Below are 15,129 nucleotides of genomic sequence, written 5' to 3'. Positions count from 1 at the left end.
ACTTTCGCGGTCCCTCCCGGATTCGTGCCACCTCGCCCCGCTTTATCCGGGCCTTATAACGCCTCGATCACCGTTGTCGTCGTGAACTTCGATGTGAAACCCGAGCTTTCGGTGGTCGTTCCGGTCTTCAACGAGCAGGACGTGCTGCCGCTGTTCGCCCAGCGTCTGCGCCCGGTGCTCGACCGCCTCGGCGTGTCCTACGAGGTGCTCGCGGTCGACGACGGCAGCCGCGACGCCACCCCGGCCGTGCTGGCCGGGATGCGCCGGGACTGGCCCGCGCTGCGGGTGGTGCGGTTGCGCCGCAACGCCGGGCACCAGAACGCGCTCACCGCCGGCCTGCACCGCGCCCGCGGCTGCTACGTGGTCAGCATCGACGTCGACCTGCAGGATCCGCCCGAGGTCATCGCCGACATGCTGGACCTGGCCCGCGAGGAGCGGCTCGACGTGGTGCACGGCGTCCGGACCGATCGCCGTACCGACAGCCCGTTCAAGCGGGTGACCGCCGGGCTGTACTACCGGCTGATCCGCCGGGTGGTCGGGACTGCCGTGCCACGCCACGCGGGCGACTTCCGCCTGTTGAGCCGCACCGCCGTGGACGCGCTGACCGAGCTGCCCGAGCACCTGCCGGTCTATCGACTGCTGGTGCCGTGGCTGGGCCTGCCGAGCGGGGAGGTGCCGTACGCCCGGGAGGTGCGCGCGGCCGGCCGCTCCAAATATCCGCTGGCCAGGATGGTCCGGCTCGCCCTCGACAGCCTGACCGGGTTCTCGGCCGCACCGCTGCGGGTCGCGACGTGGCTGGGGTGCGCCGGAATCGCGCTCTGCTTCGTCATGGGCGGGGCGGTGCTCGCGGCGTACGCGTGGGGAAATGTCGTTCCGGGTTGGACGTCGATGTTCGTCGCACTGGTGTTCCTCGGGGCGCTGCAGCTGCTGTGCCTGGGTCTGCTCGGCGAGTACGTGGCGCGCATCTTCACCGCCGTGCAGGGGCGGCCGGCGTACGTGGTGACGGAGGAGTCGTGACCGCGGTCCTCGAGCGATCTGTCGCCGTTGCCGTCGCGCCGAAGCACCGGCCGTGGCGATCGGCTGGACTGGCCGCCGCGGCGATCTGGTCGACCTCGGTCGCCGTCCATCTGATGGTGAGCGCACTCGCCTGGCTCACCTATCAGGGCGACGGCCCGGCCCCCGATCTGTGGTCGATCGCGTTGCGCTGGAACGGGTGGGACGCCGGCCACTACGTGCGGATCGCCGGAAGCGGCTACCACCTGGGCCCCGGCTTCCCGGCGTTCTTCCCGCTCTACCCGATGCTGATCAACCTGCTCGGCGGCGGGGTGATGGCCGCCGTCGTGCTGGCCAACGCGGCCGCGCTGGGCGCCCTGGCCGTGCTCTACCGGCTGGCCGACCACGAGTTCGGTCCCCGCGTGGCCCAGCGCGCGGCCTGGTATCTGGCGGTCTTCCCGATGGGGTTCTTCCTGTTCATCGGCTACAACGAGTCGCTGTTCCTGCTGCTCGTGGTAGGCGCCCTGTACGCCGGCCGCCGCGGCCACTGGTGGCTGGCCGGCACGCTGGGCGCGTTCTCGTCGGCCACCCGGCTCTTCGGGGTGCTGCTGGTCGTCCCGCTGGCCGTGGAGTACTGGCGTCAGACCGGCCGCCTGCGCCGCGACGTGCTCGCGCTGGCCCTGGTGCCGCTGGGCGTGCTCGCCTACAGCGTCTACTGCCTGATCGAGCTCGGGAACCCGCTGCAGTTCAGCATCGCCCAGGACCAGTGGGGCCGGCGCTACACGTTCCCCGGCGAGGCCTGGCTGATCTCGATCCGGCAGATCGCCGGTCCGCTCGACAAGGCCACCCTGGGCGCGCTCGTCGACGCCGGCACGATCCTGGTCGCGGTGGTGCTGATGATCCTGTGCCTCAAGGGGCCGTTCAAGTTCCGGCGGGACCAGAGATATCTGGTGGTGCAGGGCGGCCTCACGTTGCTCATGCTGATGTCGACCGAGGTCGGCGGGCGCTCGATGCAGTCGGCCGCGCGCTACGCCATGGAGGCGGTGGCCATCTTCCTGGTGCTGGCCCGGATCGGCGCCAACCGGACGGCCGACCGCGCGATCCTCGTCGCCGGGGCCTCCCTGCAGGCAATCTTCCTGGTCACCTTCATGGCCGGAACATTCCTGGTGGCGTGACCTTATCGTCGCCTTATCCGGATCATGGAAGGCTGACCGACGTGCGAGTACTGGTGGCGGACGATGAACGGCTGCTGGCCGACACGATCGCCGTGGGCCTGCGACGGGCCGCCATGGCGGTCGACGTCGCCTACGACGGCGCCCAGGCGATCGAGAAGATCCAGGTCAACCGGTACGACGTGGCCGTGCTCGACCGGGACATGCCGGGCGGCTCCGGCGACGACGTGTGCCGCTGGGTCGCCGAGCAGCAGCTCACCACCCGGGTGCTGCTGCTCACCGCCGCGGTCGGCGTCTACGACCGGGTCGAGGGGCTCGGGCTGGGCGCGGACGACTACCTGACCAAGCCGTTCGCGTTCGCCGAGCTGGTCGCCCGGGTGCAGGCGCTGGCCCGCCGGACCGCCCCGGCCCTGCCCCCGGTCCTCAAGAGCGAGGGCGTCGTGCTCGACGTGGCGACCCGTACCGCCAGCCGTGACGGCCGTGCGCTGGAACTGACCAACAAGGAGTTCGGCGTCCTGCACACGCTGATGCGCGCCCAGGGTCAGGCGGTCACCACCGAAGACCTGCTCGAACAGGTCTGGGACGAGCACACCGACCCGTTCAGCAACGTCGTGCGGGTCACCGTCTCGACGCTGCGCCGCAAACTCGGCGAACCACCCGTCGTGCAGACCGTGCCGCGGGCCGGCTACCGCGTCGGGCAGCCCTGATGGGCCTGCGCGCGCGGCTCGCGGTCGCGGTGCTGGCCACGGTGACCTGGGTCTACGTCGCCCAGTACATCTTCGCCAAGCTGCCCTGGAACCTGCCCTACTACGCGCCCTGCTGGGAGAATGTCGACGGCCTGGCCTGCCGGGTCACCCGCAAGATCCCGATCGACAACCTCGTGCAGTACGGCATCGTGCTGGCCGTGACCGCCCTGCTCGTGCTCCTGCTGATCCGCTGGGTGCTGCTGCCGGTCCGCCGCATGCTCCCGCTGATCGCCCAGGTCGGCCCGCAGAACCTCGGCCACCGCATCAGACCCGGCCGCGGCCGCGACGAGATCAGACAGCTCGGCCGCTCGCTCGACACCATGATGGACGGCATCGCGGCCGGCTACGAGGGCCAGCGCAGCTTCGCCGCCAACGCCTCGCACGAGCTGCGCACCCCGCTCGCCCTGCAGCGCACGCTGATCGAGGTCGGCATGGCCGAGCCACTCACCCCCGAGCAGTCGTCCCTGCTGGCCGGCCAGCTGCTGGAGACCAACGCCCGCAACGAGCGACTGATCGAGGGTCTGCTCGTGCTCAGCCAGGCCGACCAGGGCCTCAAGACGCGCACCCCGCAACGCCTCGACCGCATTGCCGCCGACGTCACCGACGCACACACCCGGGCCGCCGCCGAGGCCGATGTCAAGATCAAGACCGAGCTTTCCCCGTACGAGGTGACAGGCGACCCGATCCTGCTGGAGCGCCTGGTCCGCAACCTGGTCCACAACGCCGTCAAATACAACCGGCCGGGCGGCACCGTGGTGGTCACGACCGGCGCAACGCTCGTGGTGCGGAACACCGGCCCGCTGGTCCCGGCCGAAGACGTGAACCGCTTGTTCGAGCCGTTCACCCGCCTCGCCACCGGCCGCATCGACCACAGTGGCGGCAGCGGCCTGGGCCTGGCCATCGCCCGCTCCATCGTGCGCGCCCACGACGGCACGATCACGGCCACCGCCCCCGCCGACGGCGGTCTGAGCGTGTCAGTCGGCCTGCGAAGTGCTTGAATGCCCGCATGAGGGCACTCGTGCTGGGCGGTGGCGGCGTCACCGGGGTCGCCTGGGAGATCGGTCTGCTGCACGGCCTGGCCGAGCAGGGCGTCGACCTGACCGCGGCCGGGCTCGTGGTCGGCACGTCGGCCGGGTCGTCGGTGGCGGCGCAGGTGCTGTCCGGCTTGCCGCTGAAAGATCTGTACGAGGCCCAGTTGGCCGGCGCCGGTTCCGAGATCGCCGCCCGGATGAGCCCCGGCGACCTGCTCAAGTTCGTGGTGGCCGGCTTGTGGCCGGGCGGTCGCGCCTGGCTCGGCCGGCAGGCGCTGCGCGCCCGGACGGTGCCCGAGGCCGAACGACGGGCCGTGATCGAGCGGCGCATCGGTGACGCCCCCTGGCCGGCGACGCGCCTGCTGATCACCGCGGTGGAAGCCGAAACGGGTAGGACGCGCATCTTCGACGCGGCCTCCGGGGTGTCGCTGGTCGACGCGGTCGCCGCCAGCTGCGCGGTCCCACTGGTCTGGCCGCCGGTGACGATCGACGGCGTGCGCTACATCGACGGCGGGGTCCGCTCGGTCGCCAACGCCGACCTGGCCGCGGGCGCCGCGCAGGTGGTGGTGCTGGCCCCGGTGACCCAGTCGGCCCGTCGCTCCGGCCGCCCGGCGGCGCAGGTCGCGGCGTTCGGCCCGTCGGTGCGCAGCGCTTTGTTGTCACCGGACGCGGCCGCCCGAGCCGCCATCGGTGGCAACCTGCTCGACCCGGCCCGGCGCCGCCCCGCCGCCGAGGCGGGCCGCGCCCAGGCCGCCACCGAGGTGGCCCGCCTCCGCACGGTCTGGACGTGACCTGACCGGCATCCGGCTCCTCGAATCACGCCGGGCCGCGGGACCGTCGCCGGTGCCACAGGTCGAGGAACTCGTTGTACTCGCGTTCCATGTCCTTGGGGCTGCGGTAGGCGCGATCGTCGAAGAAATGCAGCGTCCTGACGCCGGGGGTCCGGACGTAGACCGCCAGGTGCGGCGCCACCTGGAACGGGCCGACCATGGCGACCGAGTTGTTGACGTGGATGTCGACGTTGACGATCTCGTCCCAGGTGTGGTGCCGCGTGCCGAACAGAGACCGCCGGGTGACCCTGTCCTCCGTGATGATCGTTCCCATCCGGGGCACCCGGGCCCACAGGGCGGCCAGCAGCAGCAGGATCACCGAGATGACCGCCGCCCGCACCCAGGCGGGCCAGGCGTCTTCGTAGTAGGCGACCGGCAACGGGATCACCAGGACGAACGTCAGGGCCGCGAGGCCGCCGTAGATGCCTTTGGGGGTCCGGAATCTCCACGGAAGATTACGCACACCGGCATGATATCGGCCGGATTCAATCCGACGGGGTCGTCCCATGCGCCTAGAATCATCAGCCCCGGACGGGAAGGTGCTGATATGTACGGCAGCCGTCTGCTGGTCGTCGCCCCGGAGGCTGAGCTGCGGGTCTCGCTCGCCCGGCGCCTGCGGCCGGCCGGATATCTGTTCGAGACCGCGTGCACCGGCGGTGAGGCGATCGCGTCGCTGGGCCGGGCCCGGGCCGACCTGATCATCGTCGATGTCGAGATCCCGGACGTGTACGAGCTGGACCGCAGCTGGCCGGTTTTCGCCGATCGGCCGCCGGTCCTGTGTGTCACGCCGTGCGAATCGCTGGGTTCGCTGGTCGGCGAGCTCGGCGACCGCGTCGAGGACTATGTCACCAAGCCGTGCCGGGTCGCCGAACTGCTGGCCCGGGTGCAGGTGCTGCTGCGCGGCCGGTCGGTGCTGCGGCACGGCGATCTGCGGCTCGACGAGCGCACCTGCCGGGTCTGGCGCGGCGACCGGCCGATCGAGGTCACCGCGTCCGAGTTCCGGCTGCTGCGGCGCCTGCTGCTCAACGCCGGTCAGGTGCTGTCCAAGGAGCAGCTTGGCACGTCCGACTACGGGCTGAACGCCGTCGAACGCCAGATCTCCCGGCTGCGCCGCAAGATCGACGCGACCGGACCGGCGCTGATCCACACCCGCCGAGGTCTGGGCTACTGGCTCGGCGAAGGCGAAGCGGGATAGAAAAACGTTGTCAGGCTCCGGTCAGGAAACGGTCCGGGTCGCGTCAGCCGGTCCTGTTTGCCTGAAGGTATGCCGCATCCTTATCCCACCGCCCGCGAACCCCGCTGCCCGTTCGCGCCGGCCCCCGAGATCCGTGACATGCCGCCGCTGGCACAAGTGGAGATCTGGGACGGCAGCACGCCCTGGTTCATCACCCGGCACGCCGACCAGCGCGCCCTGCTCAACGACCCGCGTCTGAGCATCGACGAGAAGCGGCCCGGCTACCCGCACATGACGCGGAGCCGTGCCGCGGGCGCCCCGCACCATCCGCCCCTGATCACCAACACTGATCCGCCGGAGCACACGCGGTTACGGCGTACGGTGAACGCTCCTTTCATGGTCAAACGGATCGAGGCCTTGCGCCCGCGGATCCAGCGGGTGCTCGACGACCTGATCGACGAGATGCTGGCCGGGCCGCGACCGGCCGACCTGGTGCAGGCGATCGCCCTGCCGGTGCCCACGGTGGTCATCACCGAGATCCTCGGCGCCCCGTACGCGGATCGCGAGCTCTTCCAGACCGCGAGCCACGTGCTGGTCAGCCACGACACCACGCCCGAGGAGTCGGCCGAGGCGGGTGGGCGGCTCGGGGCGTACCTGGGAAGGCTCCTCCAGCAGAAGATGGCCGCGCCCGGCGACGACGTCATCTCCGAGATGGCGGCCAAGGTCAAGACGGGCGAGATGACCGCGCCCGAGGCCGTCACCATGGCCAGTGCCATCCTGATCGCCGGGCACGAGACCAGCGCGAGCATGATCTCGCTGGGCACCCTGGCCCTGCTGCGGAACCCGGATCAGCTCGAGCTGCTGCGCTCCCGGTCCGGCGATCCACGGTTCGTGGCCGGCACGGTCGAGGAACTGCTGCGCTACCTGACCATCGTCCACACCGGAATCCGGCGGATCGCCGACGCTGACATCGGGTTGCACGGCCAGGTGATCCGGGCCGGCGACGGGGTCGTCTTCGAGCTGGCCGGCGCCAACTACGACCCGGCGGAGTTCCCCGACCCGATGCGCCTCGACCTGACCCGGCCGGCCCGGCAGCACCACGCGTTCGGCTACGGCGCGCACCAGTGCCTCGGCCAGTCGCTGGCCCGCGTCGAGTTGCAGGTCGTGTTCTCGACGCTCTACCGGCGCATCCCGGCGCTGGCCCTCGCGGTGCCGTTCGAGGAGGTCGAGTTCGCCATGGAAGGCGTCGCCTACGGTCTGCGCGCGCTGCCGGTGACGTGGTGACGGCCGTGCGCATCGAGTTCGACGAGCCGAAGTGTGTCGCCGCCGGGCAGTGCGCCATGGTCGCGCCCGACGTGTTCGACCAGCGCGACGACGACGGTGTGGCCGTCGTTCTGGACGACACGCCCGGTCCCGGGCAGCACGAAGTCGTTCGCGAGGCGGCGGCGGTCTGCCCGGCGGCCGCGATCCACCTGATCGAATCGTGAACCGGATCGTCGTCGTCGGTGCTTCGGCCGCCGGCCTGGCCGCCTGCGAAACCCTGCGCCGCGAGGGCTTCGAGGGCACGGTCACGCTGATCGGGGCCGAGACCCGTTTCCCGTACGACCGTCCGCCGCTCTCGAAACAGTTGCTCGCCGGGGCGTGGGACCCTTCGCGGCTGTCACTGCGTAGTCCGGCCCAGATCGACGCGCTGCGCCTGGACGCGCGGCTGGGCACAACGGCGACCGGCCTTTCCGTGGCCGATCACACGATCACCCTGGACACCGGGCCCCTCGCCTACGACGGCTTGATCATCGCCACCGGCGTCCGCCCGCGCCGACTGGCCGGCGATCAGACCCATGTTCTCCGTACGGTCGAAGATGCGCTCGGACTACGCGAGCGGCTCGGACCGGGTCGCCGCCTGGCCGTGGTCGGCGCGGGATTCCTCGGGGCTGAGGCGGCCGCCGTGGCCCGCGGGCTCGGATGCGGGGTCGTGCTGTTCGAACCCGCGCCGGTACCGCTGGCCCACGCGGTCGGCGAGCGGGTCGGGCGGATGCTCGCCACGGTCCACGAGGAACACGGCGTGGATCTGCGGACCGGCGTCACCGTCACGTCGGCCGAAGCCCTCGACGCCGACGAGGTGCTGGTCGCGATCGGCTCCCAGCCCAACACCGAGTGGCTGGACGGCAGCGGCCTGCGGATCGACGACGGCGTGGTCTGCGACGAGTACAGCGCGGCGGCCCCCGACATCTACGCCGCCGGCGATGTGGCCCGCTGGCGCAACCCGCTCTTCGGCGTCGACATGCGCGTCGAGCATCGCACCAACGCCACCGAACAGGGCATGGCCGCGGCCCGCAACCTTCTGCGCCCGTACGCCCGCAGGCCGTTCGCGCCGGTCCCGTACTTCTGGTCCGACCAGTACGACCTGAAACTCCACGCCTACGGCCACCTGCGAGCCCACGACGCCGTCGAGATCGTCGACGGTTCACTGGAGGACCGGCGCTTCCTGGCCGCCTACCGCCGGGGCGACCGGCTCGTCGGGGCGCTGGCCGTAGGCCTGCCACCCAAGGCCGTACGCCCGTGGCGGCAGGCCATCGCCGACTCGGCACTGTGGAAGGACGTGACATGACCGACGTCGTGGTGGTAACCGGGGCCGGCGGCATGGGCGTGGCCGTCGCCCGCCGCATCGGCAGCGGCCGCGCGGTGATCCTGGCCGACGCTTTCGCCGAGCCGCTCTCGCAGGCGACCGGGGCCCTGCGCGCCGAGGGCTACGCGGCCGAGGGCATTGTCACCGACATCGCCGACCCGGTTGCGGTGACCGCACTCGCCACCGCGGCGGCCGGCGCGGGCCGGATCGCCGCCGTCGTGCACACGGCCGGGGTGTCTGCGGCCACCGCGACGGTCCAGCAGATCCTGGAGGTCGACCTCGTCGGGACGGCCCACGTGATCGACGCGTTCCTGCCGTTCGTGTCACCGGGAACGTCCGTCGTGTGCATCGCCAGCATGGCCGGGCACCAGGCGCGCGCCGACAACTCGGCCCTGGCGACGGTGCCGGCGGACGAGTTGCTGTCGGTGGCCGGCGTCGGCGACGATCCGATAGCGGCGTACATCCTGGCCAAGCGGGCCAACCAGCTCCGCGTCCAGGCCGCCGCGCTCGCGTACAACCGGCGCGGTGCCCGGATCAACACCGTCAGCCCCGGCGTGGTGTCCACCGCGATGGCCCGCGCCGAAGCCGACTCGCCCAGCGGCGAGCACATGCTGGCAATGCTGGACGCCTGCGGGATCGGCCGCACCGCCACACCGGCCGAGATCGCCGAGGTGGTCGCGTTCCTGACCGGGCCGGGTTCGCTCTACATCACCGGCACCGACATCCTGATCGACGGTGGCCAGGCCGCCTGGCTCCGCTGGCACCAGTGACCGGCTGGTTCTCGGCGAACGCCCGCACCGCCACTTCCGGCGGGTGGCCGGGGTGGCCCCGGGACGCTACGGCCCCGGTCATACCCGCAAGGTATGACCGGGGCGGAACAGGTCTTGGACCCCGTACGGGGGAATGGGGTCCCATGGAGGCATGGCTCTTCTCTGGGTTGGCGTGGCGGCGGTCGTCGTCGCGGCAACGGTGATCACGATCAGGTCGTTCCGGCCCGCCCCGCTGCCCGCACCGCAAGCGTGGAGCGGGCCGCTGCCGCCCGCGTCGCCGCCGGACGGGATGGCGATCTACCGGCTGCCGACCGGCACCTACGAGAGCCGGGCGGGTCTGGCCTATCGGGGCGGCTCGCTGCGTGACAAACGGGACTTCGCGGCCACCGCCGTGCTCGTCCGGCACCCGGCGGGGGACCTGCTGATCGATGTGGGCTTCGGCGCGGACGTCGACGCTCATCTCGAACTGTTGCCGTCGTTCCAGCGGACCGCGCACACGCTCGGCACGCCCGTACGGCAGCAGCTCGACGAGGCCGGCTACGACCTGGGCCGGCTCCGCGGGGTGGTCATCACGCACGCACACTGGGACCACGTCAGCGGGCTCGACCGGCTGCCCGTGCCGGTCTGGATGAACGCCGACGAGGAACGCTACGTCGAGCGGGACAAGGGCGCCGCGGTGTTCCGGCGCGTGGTGCGTGATCGTGAGGTGCATCGTTACGCGTTCGACGGCCCCGAATATCTCGGGTTCCCGGCCAGCCACGACGTCTACGGCGACGGCTCGGTCGTCATCGCGGCGGCGGGCGGTCACACCGACGGTTCCGTAGTCGTGTTCGTGGCGCTTCCCGACGGGGACCGCTACGCGTTCATCGGTGACCTGACCTGGCAGCTCGAGGGCGTGACCCGGCGCGCGGAACGGCCCTGGCTGCTGCGGAGACTGGCCGACGTCGACCCGGACGAGGTGCGGACCGGGCTGCTGCGCGTCATCGCCCTGGCCGGCCGGATGCATGTGGTGCCGGCGCACGACGGCGGGGCGTTCGACGGTATTCCGCAGTGGACGGTCAGCGTGCCGACGCGAACAGATCGGTTCCCCGCGTAGGCCGGGCCGAGGAGGGTTCGACGAACCACTCGCGACCGGCGACCAGATGGAACAGCGGCATCGGGAGCCGGGCCAGCAGGGCGACCGTACGGATGCCGGGGCCGCGGGTCTGGCTGACGTGCGCGCGCAGGGCGGCCCGTTTCACGCGGGCGTAGCGGCGGACGTCGACGGTATGGGTGATCTGCTCGCGCGGGGTGTAGGCGATGGCCGCGCCCGCCAGTGGCAGCCTCGGCAGCAGCCGGCCGCCGGCGCGCAGGAGTCCGAGCACGGCCCGTAGGCGGTGCCGGTCGATCGTGGCCTCGAGCAGCAGGCGGGTGCCGGCCATCGCCGCAGCCCGGCGGACGACGTGGTGCACCTGCACGTGGTCGGGGTGGCCGTAGCCGCCCCGGGAGTCGTAGCCGATGACCACGTCCGCTTCCTCCGCGCGCAGGATCGCGGCCAGCCGAGCCGCCGCCTCCTCGACCGGCGTGTCCGCAAACCGTTGCGCCGCCGCATCAGCGGAGGCCGGCGCGTCGAGAAGCCGTTGAGCGGCCGCGTCATCGGGGGCCGGCGCGTCGGCGAACGGCCGGCGCGGAACGGTTTCCGCGTCGCCGTGCAGGCCGGAGTCGCGGTAGCCGAGCTCGGCCACCCGGGCGCATCCGAGCGTCACCGCGGCGGCGTGCAGCTCGGCCTGCCGGTCCGCGCCCGAGCCGCCGGCTTCGCCCAGGGTGGCGGTCACCAGCACGACCCGGTGCCCCTCGGCCGCGGCCCGGGCCAGGGTGCCGCCGGTGAGCAGGCTCTCGTCGTCCGGGTGGGCGTGTACGGCCACGATCGTCAGCGGTCGGGTCATCGGACCAGCCCGACGCCGTACGCGGAAGTCCGGATCGCCCGCTCGTACAGGGCATCGGTGGCGTCGAGCACCACCTGCCAGTCGACGCTGGGCGCGGTGCCGCGGTTGTGCCGGGCGACCGCGGCCAACCGGTCCGGGTCGTCCAGCAGCCCGTCGATCACCAGCCCCAGCGTCTGCTCGGAATCGGCCAGCCAGCCCTCGACACCGGGGCGGATGAAGTCGGCGACGCCGCTCTCGGCCCGGGCGAGGACCGGCACCCCTGCGCTGCGGGCCTCCAGTGCGGCGATCCCGAAGGATTCCCGGGGCGCCGGAGCCACGTACAGGGAAGCGGTGGAAAGCAGTCGCCGGATGGCCGGGCGCTCGAGCGCACCGGTCAGCCGGATGTCGGACCCGGCGCCGGCCGCGATGACGTGCTGCTGGAGGCGGGGCAGCAAGGGGCCGTCGCCGACCAGGACGGCACGGAACCGGCCGGGACGGTCGTGGCGCAGGTCGAGCAGGAGGTCGAGAAGTGCGTCGGGCCGCTTGCGCCGCACCATGCGCATGACGCTGATCAGCGTCGGCGGGCCGGGCCGGAGGAAGCCCGGGGGAGTGTGCCAGGCGGCCGGATCGATGCCGTTGGGCACCACGGCGACGCCGGTGCCGTCCAGCGCCTCCCGCACCACGGCGGCGGCCACGCTGCTCACGGCCGACCAGGACACCGGCCACTGCCGGGCGCGCTGCCAGCGGGCGTACCGGCGGACCAGCGGCAGGATGTCCGTCCACATCGAATGCACCGACACGACCGTGGGGACACCGGTCTCGGCCGCCAGTCGCGCGGCCGTCCAGGCCAACGGCGAGAACGCCGAGATGTGGGCGTGCACCAGCTGCACGTCGAGGCCGCGCAGGGTATCGGCCAGCGTCCGCCCGCGGACCATCCGGTACGGCCCGCCGTCGGTCGCCAGGCGCCGGGCCGGCACGTCCCCGGCGACCACGACCGGGCCGGAGGCGGTGGTGGTGACGACGATCGGGTCGTCGCCGCGGGCCTGCTGGCGGGCGGCCAGGTCGTGCACCTGAAGCTCGACGCCGCCGACCCGGGGCAGGTAGACGTCGGTGACGTGGGCTATGCGCATACCGGCGGCATCCCGTCCTGGTTACGGGCCCGGTAGCGGCGGATCGCCCACCACCACAGGGTCACGAGGGCGCCGGCCGGGATCTCGGCGGCGAACACGAAGGCGCGGAAGAGCACGACCCCGGCCAGCGATGCGGTCGGGTCGGCGCCGAGCGCGATCAGCGTGGTGACCATCGCGGCCTCGGCCGGTCCGGCCCCGCCGGGAGTGATCAGCAGCAGGGTCGCCGCGCGCTCGGCCACGAACGCCGCGAACACCACGGCCAGGGACGGCCGGAGCCCGACGGCGAGCAGGCAGCACCAGAGCAGGGCGCACTGGGCCACCCAGTAGCCGGCCATGCCGGTGATCAGCTCGGTGCGGCGCCGGCGGACCAGGTCCCGGGTGCCGGTGAGCAGGCCGGCCCAGGAGGCGTTCCGCCGGCCCACCCAGCGCAGCAGGAACTCCGCCCGCCCGGAGATCGCCGCCGCCACCAGCAGGCCGGCCGCGAGGGCACCGGCGGCGGGCAGCCACCAGACCGCGGCGGTGGCCGGCGTCAGTGCGCCGCCGAGCAGCAGCCAGACGACCGCGGCGATCGGCAGCACCAGCTTGGCGATGACGTCACACGCCTTGGAGACGACCACGAAGCGGGCGAAGTCGAGGTTGCTGTGGCCCCAGGCCCGGGTCATCGTGAGGTTGAGCGCGGTGCCCGCGACGCCGCCCAGCGGCAGGACGTTGGAGACCGCGCTGCCCGACAGGTTCAGCACCAGGGCCCGGCCGTGGGTCAGTCCCGGCATCGAGGCCGCGAGCACGACGGTGTGGATGACCAGCCCGAGCAGCCACACGACGGTGAGCCCGGCCACCTGGGCCCACGGCAAGTCGCTGACCAGCGCGAACGCGTCGGTAAAGGACGCACCCGCGCCCACCGCCCCGTATCCCGCCCAGACCGCGAGCGCGACCCCGGCCAGCACCAGGCCGGCCCGTCCCCACCGCTTCGCCATCGTGATCCTCTTCGCTGGTCACCGCATCGGACCAGCTGAAGATCACAAATGCCGTCTGAGAATCCGCTGAACGCCGAACCACCGGCGGTATGGTCGCGGCGTGGATCTCCGCTCGCTGAGCTACTTCGTGGCGGTGGCCGAGGAGCTCAGCGTGGGCCGGGCGGCGGCCCGGCTGCGCCTGTCCCAGCCGCCGCTGAGCCGGGCGATCAAACGGCTCGAGGACGAACTCGGCGCCGAGCTGTTCCTGCGGTCGGCCCGGGGGATGGAGCTGACCCCGGCCGGGCTGGCCCTGCTGCCCGAGGCGCGCGACGTGCTGGCCCGGGTCGAGGCGCTGCCGTCACTGGTGGCACAGGCCTCGGGCGAGCGGACCCTGACGATCGGCACGCTGGCCGACAGCCTGGACCACGCGGGCCGCTTCCTGATCGACACGTTCCAGCAGCGCCACCCCGGGGTGGAGATCCGCATCGTCGAGGGCGACCTGACCGATCCGTCGGCCGGCGTCGACCGGGGACTGGCCGACGTCGCGATCACCCGGGGACCGTTCCGGGCAGCCGGGATCGTGGTGGCCGAGATCCGCCGGGATCCGGTCGGGGTGCTCATGCGCGAGTCCGACCCGCTCGCCTCGCGCGACCGGGTGCGGCTCAGCGATCTGCGGGAGCGCCGCTGGTTCCGGCTGCCGGAGACGGCCGATCCGCTGTGGGCGGGCTTCTGGGCCGGGCACCGCGACGATCGCGAGGGCACCGACATCGTCGTACGGACCGTCCGGGAATGCGTGCAGGCCGTGCTCTGGTCGGATGCGGTCGGGCTGGCCCCGCTGACCATCAACCGCGCGCCCGGAATCGTGCTGGTCCCGGTCGAGGACGTGGCGCCGAGCCCGCTGCTGGTCGCCTGGCGCCGCCGGGACAGGCGTTCCCTCGTAAAGGATTTCGTCGACATCGCGCGCGGCTGAGGTCTCCGCGCGGCCCGTCAGCCGTTGGTCAGGCTGATCGCCTCGCCCAGCTCCTTCGCGGTGCGCTTGAGTTCGGTCACCAGCTCGGCCACCCGCTCGTCGTCGATCGGCTGGCGTTCGGCGACCCGCAGTGAGACGTTGATGGCGCCGACGACCGTGCCCTCGCGGTTGGGCACCGGCACGGCGATCGAGCGCAGCCCGATCTCGAACTCCTGGTCGACCAGGGCCCAGCCGGACTCCCGGGCCCGGTCGAGCTCGCGCCGCAGGGTGGCCTCGTCGGTGATCGTGCGCGGGGTGAGCTTCTCGAACCGGGCGTCGCGCAGGAAGTCGTCCAGCTCGTCGCCGCCCATCGCGGCCAGCATGACCCGGCCCATCGAGGTGACGATGGCCGGGAAGCGGGTGCCGATGGTGATGTCGACCCGGATGATGCTCTTGCGGTGCACCCGGTCGATGTAGAGGATCTCGGTTCCGCTGAGGACGGTCAACGACGTCGATTCGCCCGTACGGGCCGACAGATCCTCGAGGAACGGCCGCGCGATGCTCGACAGGCTCTGGCCCGACATGTACGAGTAGCCGAACTCCAGCACCTTGTGCGTGAGCTCGAAGTAGCCGTCGTCGGAGCGTACGTAGCCGAGCGTCTCGAGGGTCAGCACGCAGCGGCGGACGGTCGCCCGGCTCAGGCCGGTGCGGCTGGACAGCTCGGGCAGGCGCATCCGCTGGTGTTCCGCGTCGAAGGAGCGCATCACGGCCAGTCCCCGGGCCAGGCCCTGGATGAAGCGCTGCCCATCGGGAATTTCCTCGTTCACCACGTGAACAGGATGCCACATAGT

General features: G+C 72.1%; 17 protein-coding genes. 12 read left to right on the top strand and 5 right to left on the bottom strand.

Features of this window, described 5'->3' with window-relative positions:
• Positions 1–81 precede the first annotated feature (81 nt).
• From KOI35_RS31755 to KOI35_RS31735, 5 genes are read left to right on the top strand one after another with little or no spacing between them, the layout of a single operon-like run.
• Entirely contained in the window at positions 82–1,017 is a 936-nt protein-coding gene (locus KOI35_RS31755) for a glycosyltransferase family 2 protein (protein WP_308121236.1), read from the top strand.
• Complete coding sequence (locus KOI35_RS31750; protein WP_215792342.1) at positions 1,014–2,168, top strand: mannosyltransferase family protein; 1,155 nt, start codon at positions 1,014–1,016, stop codon at positions 2,166–2,168. Before KOI35_RS31755 ends, KOI35_RS31750 begins: the two co-directional genes overlap by 4 nt.
• A 41-nt stretch (positions 2,169–2,209) precedes the next feature.
• Positions 2,210–2,872, top strand: coding sequence for a response regulator transcription factor (locus KOI35_RS31745; protein WP_215792341.1), 663 nt, complete (start codon positions 2,210–2,212; stop codon positions 2,870–2,872).
• On the top strand, positions 2,872–3,909 hold the full coding sequence (locus tag KOI35_RS31740; RefSeq protein WP_215792340.1) for a sensor histidine kinase: 1,038 nt from the start codon (positions 2,872–2,874) through the stop codon (positions 3,907–3,909). The genes KOI35_RS31745 and KOI35_RS31740 overlap by 1 nt, the downstream gene beginning before the upstream one ends.
• 8 nt (positions 3,910–3,917) lie before the next feature.
• Entirely contained in the window at positions 3,918–4,733 is an 816-nt protein-coding gene (locus KOI35_RS31735; RefSeq protein ID WP_215792339.1) for a patatin-like phospholipase family protein, read from the top strand.
• A gap of 25 nt (positions 4,734–4,758) precedes the next feature.
• Here KOI35_RS31735 and KOI35_RS49090 read toward each other — a convergent pair whose 3' ends face one another.
• Positions 4,759–5,235: a PH domain-containing protein gene (locus tag KOI35_RS49090; RefSeq protein ID WP_215792338.1), complete on the bottom strand. Its 477-nt coding sequence runs from the start codon at positions 5,233–5,235 to the stop codon at positions 4,759–4,761.
• Between the two features lie 84 nt (positions 5,236–5,319).
• Between KOI35_RS49090 and KOI35_RS31725 the strand changes: the two genes are divergently transcribed.
• The 6 genes from KOI35_RS31725 (at position 5,320) to KOI35_RS31700 (ending at position 10,438) form a co-directional block, all read left to right on the top strand.
• Positions 5,320–5,967, top strand: coding sequence for a response regulator transcription factor (locus KOI35_RS31725; protein ID WP_215792337.1), 648 nt, complete (start codon positions 5,320–5,322; stop codon positions 5,965–5,967).
• A gap of 69 nt (positions 5,968–6,036) precedes the next feature.
• Positions 6,037–7,230, top strand: a complete 1,194-nt coding sequence (locus KOI35_RS31720; protein ID WP_215792336.1) for a cytochrome P450 — start codon at positions 6,037–6,039, stop codon at positions 7,228–7,230.
• A gap of 5 nt (positions 7,231–7,235) precedes the next feature.
• A complete protein-coding gene (locus KOI35_RS31715) occupies positions 7,236–7,433 on the top strand; it encodes a ferredoxin (protein WP_215792335.1) in 198 nt (65 codons plus the stop codon).
• Positions 7,430–8,554 (top strand): NAD(P)/FAD-dependent oxidoreductase, encoded by a 1,125-nt coding sequence (locus tag KOI35_RS31710; RefSeq protein ID WP_215792334.1) that lies wholly within the window; start codon positions 7,430–7,432, stop codon positions 8,552–8,554. The genes KOI35_RS31715 and KOI35_RS31710 overlap by 4 nt, the downstream gene beginning before the upstream one ends.
• Positions 8,551–9,342, top strand: coding sequence for an SDR family oxidoreductase (locus KOI35_RS31705; protein WP_215792333.1), 792 nt, complete (start codon positions 8,551–8,553; stop codon positions 9,340–9,342). Before KOI35_RS31710 ends, KOI35_RS31705 begins: the two co-directional genes overlap by 4 nt.
• A 151-nt stretch (positions 9,343–9,493) precedes the next feature.
• A complete protein-coding gene (locus KOI35_RS31700) occupies positions 9,494–10,438 on the top strand; it encodes an MBL fold metallo-hydrolase (RefSeq protein WP_215792332.1) in 945 nt (314 codons plus the stop codon).
• On the opposite strand, the gene KOI35_RS31695 is transcribed toward KOI35_RS31700, so the two are convergent.
• The 3 genes from KOI35_RS31695 to KOI35_RS31685 are packed head-to-tail and all read right to left on the bottom strand — an operon-like array spanning position 10,401 to position 13,350.
• On the bottom strand, positions 10,401–11,267 hold the full coding sequence (locus KOI35_RS31695; RefSeq protein WP_215792331.1) for a PIG-L family deacetylase: 867 nt from the start codon (positions 11,265–11,267) through the stop codon (positions 10,401–10,403). The two genes, KOI35_RS31700 and KOI35_RS31695, sit on opposite strands and share 38 nt — an antisense overlap.
• Positions 11,264–12,376 (bottom strand): glycosyltransferase, encoded by a 1,113-nt coding sequence (locus KOI35_RS31690; protein WP_215792330.1) that lies wholly within the window; start codon positions 12,374–12,376, stop codon positions 11,264–11,266. Before KOI35_RS31690 ends, KOI35_RS31695 begins: the two co-directional genes overlap by 4 nt.
• Positions 12,367–13,350 carry a lysylphosphatidylglycerol synthase transmembrane domain-containing protein gene (locus KOI35_RS31685; protein WP_215792329.1) on the bottom strand — a complete coding sequence of 328 codons (984 nt, stop codon included), beginning with the start codon at positions 13,348–13,350 and terminating at the stop codon, positions 12,367–12,369. The genes KOI35_RS31690 and KOI35_RS31685 overlap by 10 nt, the downstream gene beginning before the upstream one ends.
• A gap of 100 nt (positions 13,351–13,450) precedes the next feature.
• Here KOI35_RS31685 and KOI35_RS31680 point away from each other — a divergent pair, with 100 nt between their 5' ends.
• Positions 13,451–14,299: a LysR family transcriptional regulator gene (locus tag KOI35_RS31680; RefSeq protein ID WP_215792328.1), complete on the top strand. Its 849-nt coding sequence runs from the start codon at positions 13,451–13,453 to the stop codon at positions 14,297–14,299.
• Between the two features lie 17 nt (positions 14,300–14,316).
• On the opposite strand, the gene KOI35_RS31675 is transcribed toward KOI35_RS31680, so the two are convergent.
• Positions 14,317–15,108: an IclR family transcriptional regulator domain-containing protein gene (locus tag KOI35_RS31675; RefSeq protein WP_215792327.1), complete on the bottom strand. Its 792-nt coding sequence runs from the start codon at positions 15,106–15,108 to the stop codon at positions 14,317–14,319.
• Positions 15,109–15,129 lie beyond the last annotated feature (21 nt).

This window comes from Paractinoplanes bogorensis, from assembly GCF_018829635.1.
Classification (GTDB): Bacteria; Actinomycetota; Actinomycetes; order Mycobacteriales; family Micromonosporaceae; genus Actinoplanes; species Actinoplanes bogorensis.
The sequence above is the reverse complement of the archived record's forward strand: the minus strand, read 5'-3'. Positions and strand labels throughout refer to the sequence as shown.

What these genes read in the sequence shown, in the direction of transcription:
- KOI35_RS31740 (WP_215792340.1), top strand. Translation starts at nt 2,872, where the DNA reads ATGGGCCTGCGCGCGCGGCTCGCGGTCGCGGTGCTGGCCACGGTGACC.
- KOI35_RS31735 (WP_215792339.1), top strand. Translation starts at nt 3,918, where the DNA reads ATGAGGGCACTCGTGCTGGGCGGTGGCGGCGTCACCGGGGTCGCCTGG.
- KOI35_RS31725 (WP_215792337.1), top strand. Translation starts at nt 5,320, where the DNA reads ATGTACGGCAGCCGTCTGCTGGTCGTCGCCCCGGAGGCTGAGCTGCGG.
- KOI35_RS31720 (WP_215792336.1), top strand. Translation starts at nt 6,037, where the DNA reads ATGCCGCATCCTTATCCCACCGCCCGCGAACCCCGCTGCCCGTTCGCG.
- KOI35_RS31705 (WP_215792333.1), top strand. Translation starts at nt 8,551, where the DNA reads ATGACCGACGTCGTGGTGGTAACCGGGGCCGGCGGCATGGGCGTGGCC.
- KOI35_RS31700 (WP_215792332.1), top strand. Translation starts at nt 9,494, where the DNA reads ATGGCTCTTCTCTGGGTTGGCGTGGCGGCGGTCGTCGTCGCGGCAACG.
- KOI35_RS31695 (WP_215792331.1), bottom strand. Translation starts at nt 11,267, where the DNA reads ATGACCCGACCGCTGACGATCGTGGCCGTACACGCCCACCCGGACGAC.
- KOI35_RS31690 (WP_215792330.1), bottom strand. Translation starts at nt 12,376, where the DNA reads ATGCGCATAGCCCACGTCACCGACGTCTACCTGCCCCGGGTCGGCGGC.
- KOI35_RS31685 (WP_215792329.1), bottom strand. Translation starts at nt 13,350, where the DNA reads ATGGCGAAGCGGTGGGGACGGGCCGGCCTGGTGCTGGCCGGGGTCGCG.